At 59.6% G+C, this 6812-nt stretch carries 5 protein-coding genes and 2 pseudogenes; 1 reads left to right on the plus strand and 6 read right to left on the minus strand.

The genetic code is table 11. The features are described 5' to 3' along the window. Nucleotides 1-672: 672 nt before the first annotated feature. Nucleotides 673-1512 (plus strand): MerR family transcriptional regulator, encoded by an 840-nt coding sequence (locus ACT6Y9_RS07450; protein ID WP_443744062.1) that lies wholly within the window; start codon nt 673-675, stop codon nt 1510-1512. Nucleotides 1513-1643: 131 nt separating this feature from the next. Here ACT6Y9_RS07450 and ACT6Y9_RS07455 read toward each other — a convergent pair whose 3' ends face one another. From ACT6Y9_RS07455 to ACT6Y9_RS07480, 6 genes and pseudogenes are all read right to left on the minus strand, one after another. Next, on the minus strand, nt 1644-2759 hold the full coding sequence (locus ACT6Y9_RS07455; RefSeq protein WP_443744063.1) for a porin: 1116 nt from the start codon (nt 2757-2759) through the stop codon (nt 1644-1646). 155 nt (nt 2760-2914) lie between these two features. Next, nucleotides 2915-4876: an FAD-binding protein gene (locus tag ACT6Y9_RS07460; protein WP_443744064.1), complete on the minus strand. Its 1962-nt coding sequence runs from the start codon at nt 4874-4876 to the stop codon at nt 2915-2917. A 470-nt stretch (nt 4877-5346) separates the two neighbouring features. Beyond that, nucleotides 5347-5703, minus strand: a complete 357-nt coding sequence (locus ACT6Y9_RS07465) for a hypothetical protein (protein ID WP_443744065.1) — start codon at nt 5701-5703, stop codon at nt 5347-5349. Nucleotides 5704-5739: 36 nt separating this feature from the next. Continuing rightward, nucleotides 5740-5856 (minus strand): annotated as a pseudogene (locus ACT6Y9_RS07470) (hypothetical protein); the annotation flags it as partial. A 20-nt stretch (nt 5857-5876) separates the two neighbouring features. Further along, nucleotides 5877-6158: pseudogene (gene tnpB, locus ACT6Y9_RS07475) on the minus strand (IS66 family insertion sequence element accessory protein TnpB); the annotation flags it as partial. Further along, nucleotides 6148-6579, minus strand: a complete 432-nt coding sequence (locus ACT6Y9_RS07480; protein WP_443744066.1) for a hypothetical protein — start codon at nt 6577-6579, stop codon at nt 6148-6150. The pseudogene tnpB and the gene ACT6Y9_RS07480, both read right to left, overlap by 11 nt. Nucleotides 6580-6812 lie beyond the last annotated feature (233 nt).

Consider the following 6812-nt stretch of genomic DNA (forward strand, 5'->3'; position numbering starts at 1 on the left):
CCGGAGTGATCCGGGCTTTCTTCTTTTGAGCGGCCTGCTGAGGGCTACTTCGCGAGCGCCTCGGGGTGGCAGGAGAGCACGCGCTCGAGGTGTCCGCGCAAATAACAGATGGCGAGGCCGTAGTTCGTCATCGGTCCGGGTTTTGTAGTTAAGGGAACTGCCAAATATTATCTGCCCAGAAGTAAAGCTGCCTGAAACCGCTTGCGCATGAGCTCAACAAAAACACAGCTAGCCTCGAGCAAGCCGAAGCGCAACATTTGCCTTGCAGTGTGTGAAGGCCTCGATCGGCGGATCAGAAAGGAAAAGATCCGAGTTGACAGCATCCGTGGATGTAATTTATGATTTCATAAAATAGGTGTTTTGTGTGTGTTGTTTTTGAGTAGGTTCAATCATATTACAAAACGTCCATTTTGCGTCCATATTGGCATAATTCCTAATTAAATCGAAGAATTAAATTTATGGTAGCGCCATTAACTACAAAACTCGGGCGGTTTCAGAGGAATTTGAATAATCTGGGCTAGCAAAGGAGAATTCGCGGGAAAACCATCTTGAGGACAAAGTCATTTTGCGCAGGATGCAAGATGGAAAACGTACCGACGGGTGATGAGGCGAATGCGTCCGTTGTTCAATCATGCGAGAATGCAAAAAGCCCCTCAATATCAGGCTTTCCTCATGACAACGAAAAAGAAATCAACGGACTGCCGCCAGTACCGGATCGGCGACTTTGCCCGCTATATGGGCGTCACATCCGAATTCCTGAAGCACTATCAGGAAAGCGGCCTTATTGATGTCAACCAGCGCGCCAGCGGCTACCGGTATTACAGATTCGACCAGTCGGCCCGCATTCTGCAGTACATGCGGCTTCGCAACTACGGCATGAGCCTGAAGGAGATGTCGGGCTTTCTAACGGGCACGGTCGACGAGGCTGTTGATTTCCTCGATCAAAAGACCGATGAGATGCGAAAGCAGATCACTCGCATGCAGGCCGTTGTTGAGGAGCACAAAAGGCTGCGCGTCTGGTACGAGGAGCGGTGTCTGAAGTCCGTCGACTGGGAGATCTGCAATGTGGAGCCCTGCTGTTTTCTGTATCACACGAGCAGCCGGGATTTCCTCGAGAGCGAGAGCATCTACGACATTATTAAGGACTGGAGCGCCTGGCTTCCCGTCACGAAGTCGGCGATGTGCGTTTCGCCGTCGCTTGAGCCCGACGTGCCCCATTTGCATTGGGGATTTGCGGTTCGCGAGTCCTTGCTCAAGCGATACGGCCTTCCCGTCAATGAGGCGGTGCGGCGCATGGTGTTTGGAAAGGCCTTTGTCTATCACTTCAGCGGACTGCCCAACGGATTTCTGATGGCCGACATTGCGTCGGGACGCCATCCTGCGTTCCTCAAGATGAAGGAGCTTGGCTTTGAACAGGCGGGCGATGCGCTGATCGTGCACGAGATGCAGCTCACGGACGAAAGCGACGGACAAATCTGCGTCGGACGCTGCATCATTCCTGTCAAGGATTGACTCGGAAAATGACAAAAGAAAAAAAGGGGGCAGCCGTGAGGCCGTCCCCGGTTTCCATTTGTGCGTAGTGTTTGTTGTGAGCCTGATTTCTTCAGCTCAGGCCTCTGAGGAACCGGTTTCCCGGGAGCTCATCAGAACTTGTGCGTGATGCCGCAGATCCATTCGTAGTCGTTCTCGACGGCCGCGGGCGTGACGGCCTCGTAGGCGGCGGAGAAGTCGTTGTGGATCCAGCCGGCGGCCGTATAGAGCGTCGTGCGGCGGGAGAGCGAGTAGGCGTAGCCGACGGCCGTCTGGTACGTCTTCATCGTCTTGGCGCTCGCATGGCTGCCCTCGAAGTCGCCCCAGCCGAAGGAGCCCTTGACGGTGCCGCCGAGAGCCTTCGTTTCAAAGCCGAGGTTCACGCCGTAGCCGTCAACGCCCGACGGAATGGCGAACATCGTGACCTTGGCGGCCTTGGCATAGTCGCGGAAAACCTGGCCGTAGGCGTAGAACTTGGCGAAGCCGGCGTTGTAGCTGCCGCCGAGGTTGAAGGAGAGGGCGTCGTCGAGATCGGCGTCGCGGGCTGCGGGCTGAGCCTGATCGATACCTTCGATACCGGCGGAGACGAGGAGCGCGTCGTTCTGATAGCGGACGGCGCCGGCGTACATGCGCTCGACGGAGGACTTACCTTCGGTGCCGCTGCCGTAGTTCTTCGTGTCGGCGCCGAAGGAGTACTGGAAGACGGCATCGAAGCCGCCGAACTTCGGCGTGAGGTAGTTGACCGTGTTGTCCACGAATTCGTAGCCGAGGGAGACGACCTGAAGGCTGCCGCCGACGTCGCCCCAGCCGCAGGAGAAGGCGTTCATGACGTGGCCGAAGCGGGCGTACGGGCCGTTGCCGCCGACGATCGGGCCGACGCGGCCGAAGCTGACTTCGCCGAAGTCGCCGGCGACGTAGACGCGGGCTTCGCGGCCGAAGAGGCGACCGTTCTGGCCGAGAGAGCCGTCGTCGCTCTTGATGCTGCTTTCAAGGACGAAGCCGACCTTCATGCCGTTGCCGAGGTCTTCGGAACCCTTGATGCCGAAGCGAGAGCCGATGTACTGGCCGGACATCATGGCTGTGGTGGTCTTTTCGTCGCCGTTGACGTAGTGGTTGTTGCGAACGGAGAAGCCGGTGTCGACGACGCCGTAGACCTGGGTGTCGGCGGCGCAGGCGGAGCCGGCGGCGAGGGCGCCGAAAAGGACACAGCTGAGGATGGAATGCTTCATGAGAGTCGAGGGGGCCGGATGCCGGGGTCGGCAGGGCGCCCTTTTGTCGTTGGTGGTTGGAAAAGGAGGAGCGGGCCGCCGGAAGAGGGATTCTTCCGGCGAGGCTCCGAGGCGTCCGAGGGGGAAGCCTCGCTTTATTGGCTTGATCCGGGGGATCAGGCCTTGGCGAGCATCTGGCCCACGAGTCGGCCGAAGGTTACCGTGCGGCCGCAGGCCATGCCGGTGGCGAGGTTCGGGTACTCGTTGGCGAAGTAGCCGCCGCTGTCGTTGCCGATGACGAAGAGGCCTGGGATCGGATTGCCTTCGACGTCGATGGCGTTCATGTTCGTGTTGATCTGAATGCCGTCCATCGTGCAGAGCATCCAGCCGGTGTTTTTGGCGCCGTAGAACGGAGCCTTGTCAACGGCGGACAGGCGATGTTTTTCCTTGCCGTAGTCGACGTCCTCGCCCATGCGGTAGAGCTCGTTGTTGCGGGCGACCGTGGCCTTGAGTTGGGCGGCCGGAAGGCCGAGCTTCTTGGCGAGTTCCTCGATCGTGTCGGCCTTCTGGACGTAGCCCTTGGCGATGAGACTCGGGAGCATCTTGTCCTGGAAGACCTGCCAGGGAATGTTCGGTTCGGCGCCGTTTTCGAACGGGAAGAGGCGCGAGCAGCCGTGCATCTTGAACTGTTCGGCATACTTGACCCAGTTGGCGTCGAAGAGCGTGTAGTGGCAGTGGCCCTTCTGGTATTCGTCGGCGTGAAGGATGTTTTCATACGTGCCGGATTCGTTCATGAATCGCTTGCCGTCGGCGTTGACCTTGAGCCACGGCTGGGAGCCGATCCAGAAGAAGCCGCTGTCGCCGGACCTGACCGTTTCGGGACCCGTCTTCTGGTCCGGACGGATGGCGGCGCGGTCGAACATCATGATGGAGTGCGTTTCGTCCATCTTGGCGCCGGCCCAGAGGCAGGCGCGGATGCCGTCGCCGCGGGCGCCCGGAAGCGCGCCGGAGCGGCCGATGATGCGGAGGTTCCACGGCTGGAGGGCCTCCATCATCTTCCAGTTCTGAGCGTAGCCGCCGGTGGCGATCACGACGCCCTTCTTCGCGTTGTAGCGGACAAGCTTGCCGTCGGCGTTTTCGGCGATGACGCCCGTCACGCGGCCGTTCTTCTTCTCAAGCTTGACCATCTTCGTGTTGTAGTCGAAGCGGGCGCCCTTCTTGACGGCGTAGTCGGCAACGACCTGGGCGAGCGTGATCTTGAACTTGCCCGTCTTCGGGTCGACCGGAAGCTTCGGGGAGTGGCCGATCGCGAAATGCTTGTAGCGCGTTTCGTCGTTCTTGTCGCCGGATTCGTGCCAGAGCTCGATGTTGCGTTCGGCAAGACGGTCGCCGAGCCAGTCGATCACGGCGCCGGACTTGTCAGCCCAGAGCTTGACGAGGTCCTGCTGGATGTGACCGCCGGCGTACTGCGTGGCCATGGCGATGAACTCGAACTTGTCGATCTTCGTGCCCCAGGCCTTCTGGTAGCGGGAGTCGATGGCGCCGAGGTCCTCGCGGATGCCCGTGCCCACGGCGAAGCGGTCGATGCCGATGACCTTGCCGCCGGCTTCGGCTGCGGAGGCGACGGCGAAGAGGCCGCCCGTGCCGCAGCCGACGACGAGAATGTCGGTGTCGTGCGTGGCGACGATGTCCTTTTCGGCGATCTCGGGCTCCTTGCCGAGCCAGTCGCCGTCGTCTTCCTCCGCCTTCTTGTCGGAGATGACTTCAACCGGGATTTCGCCCTTGGCCTGTGCGATGCACTTGGCGGCGGCCTTGCTCACGGCCTTGGACGTGATCGTGGCGCCGGAGACGCCGTCGATTTCGGCGGCCTGGGCGGCCATCAGGTTCTTCTTGAGCGCATCGGCGGCGGCCTGGCCGATCCCCGGCGTTTCGTGGGAGACGTCAAGCACCACGTCGGTGATGCGGTCGGCGTCAAACGTCATCGTGACCGTAATTTCGCCGATGCCGGAGGCCTTGGCGGAATACGTGCCGGGCTTGTAGATGCCGGCGGGCGCGGCGCCCGCGGCGGCAGCGGCGAGAGAGGCGCCGCCTGCAATGCTCGTGCGCAGGAACGCACGACGGGAGAGAGACTTGTTCATGTGAAGTACCAAACCCAAAAGAGAGGAGAACCGCTGAGGAGAAAGTGCGGCGACCGTTGGAAATGTGACTTGGGCGTAACTCTAGGAGTGCGTCTTTCAACGATGTCAAGTACCTCTGGGGTGGTATGTTTTGATGATTAATTGAATTTCAGGTCAGGGTTTCCCCTGCGGCGGGTGTCGCATGAAGAAGACTTAGAGGGACGCTTTTAGGCGCAGAAGCAGGCGAGGAATGAAGGGAAAGGCCTGTGATTCAGGCGGCCGCGCAAATTACGGAGAACAAGTTGAGGGGAAGCCTTGACTTTTGACGGTATGCGGGTGAAAAGACTGAGGGCGGCGGTTGTTTGTTTAGACTTGAATCAAGTTTGTCGCTTTGTTTTACAGTAAACGTCCCATTGCCTCGAGTAGCGTGCAAAAACAAGGGCGGTCCCGCAGGGCCGCCCTTTTCAATTTCCGCCGGAGCACTCGTTCAGCTAGTCCGCTCCGAAGCGCTCCTTGTCGAGCAGCGTCTTCAGCCAGCCGGCACAGTCATAATCCGACATGAGGTAGTGCATGTTGCAGCGGTACCTCATCTGGGCCTTTTCATCATCAGGGTTCTCCAAGGCCTTCGCTCGTACCGTCTCCAACGGGTCGACATTGAATTCATTGATCCGCCTGCTCGGGTCCTTGCCTTCCTGGATGGCGTATCGCCACGCCTTCTTAACGCAGTGCCAGTAAGCGTCGGCGAGGTATTCGTTGAGCCACTTCCTGACGTTGACGTCGTTGAGCTTGGCCGTCTGCACCAGCGTGTACGCAGCCATCACGCCCTCGACGCCGCGCTGCGTCTGCATGAAGTAGATGTTCTTGCGCAATACGGCCACGGGCCGGATGCGGCCTTCGACGATGTCCGATGAGGGCGGTATCCGCGGGTCCTCCAGGAAGGTTCGGAATTTGTCTCTGCCGTTCGCGTAATACACGCATGGTGCAGCAGGCGCTTGCCGTTGAAGAAGTCGGCGAGCATTTGTGCGGACAACGGCTTGGCCGCCGGCCCCTGAGCTTCCATAATGAGCTGCTCGAACCGCCCCAGGTGCAGCCGTCGCGTGATCAACGTCGTTCCATGCTCATCCGCTGTGATGATTTTGCAAATGCATCTGGTCTTCGAGACGAAGACCACGTAGTCCCTGCCGTCGAGGACGTCGATGTTCAGCAGCTGTCGGGCAAGAGTGGCGAGCGCAGCGAAGCCGTAGCGGCCGTCAACAGGACAGACGACCATCGTGACCTTCTTGTCGGAGAAGTCAATTGCCATGTCGACCTCCCATCAGCCGTGCGCGGCGCATGAATTCAGCGGCGGAGATGCCGCCGCCGCAGACGGGAATCCGGCTCTCTCGAGACGGAGCCGCAGAGCGAAGTAAGCGGAGCGGGGGAAGTTCCTCAAGCACGAAGATCGTGACGAAGCAGCCGCCGTCAGGAGCGTCTGCTGAAACACGGATGGGAACCGTGCTGGGCAGAGAGTTGGGGCGAGGAGGGTCACGCCGCGGACGGGTAGAGAGCTCGACGCTCCAGATAAGACCACGGAGTTTTTTGAAGGCGGCGACAACGTCGTCGAACTCGACGGCCGGGCAAACCGGATGGATGGATTGCTTGAAGAACCCGAGGAGGGGTTGGCCGGATTGCAGCCACTGGCGATGGTAGGCGCGCCAGTCGATTTGGTAGTGGTGAGCGGACATCAGAAGAATCCTCGCTTGAAGGGGATCTTCAGTCTGATGGCCTCCTACTTCACCGTCCATGAAGCGATGGGACGCTTACATGACTACCATCTTGATAGGGATAGTTCGTAATGAATTATCTGATTTCCGTGTGATTATTCCATTCGCCTCGGGTTCTGACGTCCCGCAGCGGTTCCTGACCCAAACTCCGGGTTAGCCGATCCCTAACAGGAGAGGATCTTCGGAGGGAGCGG

Origin of the sequence: Sutterella sp., assembly GCF_052272535.1 — a bacterium.
Classification (GTDB): Bacteria; Pseudomonadota; Gammaproteobacteria; order Burkholderiales; family Burkholderiaceae_F; genus Sutterella.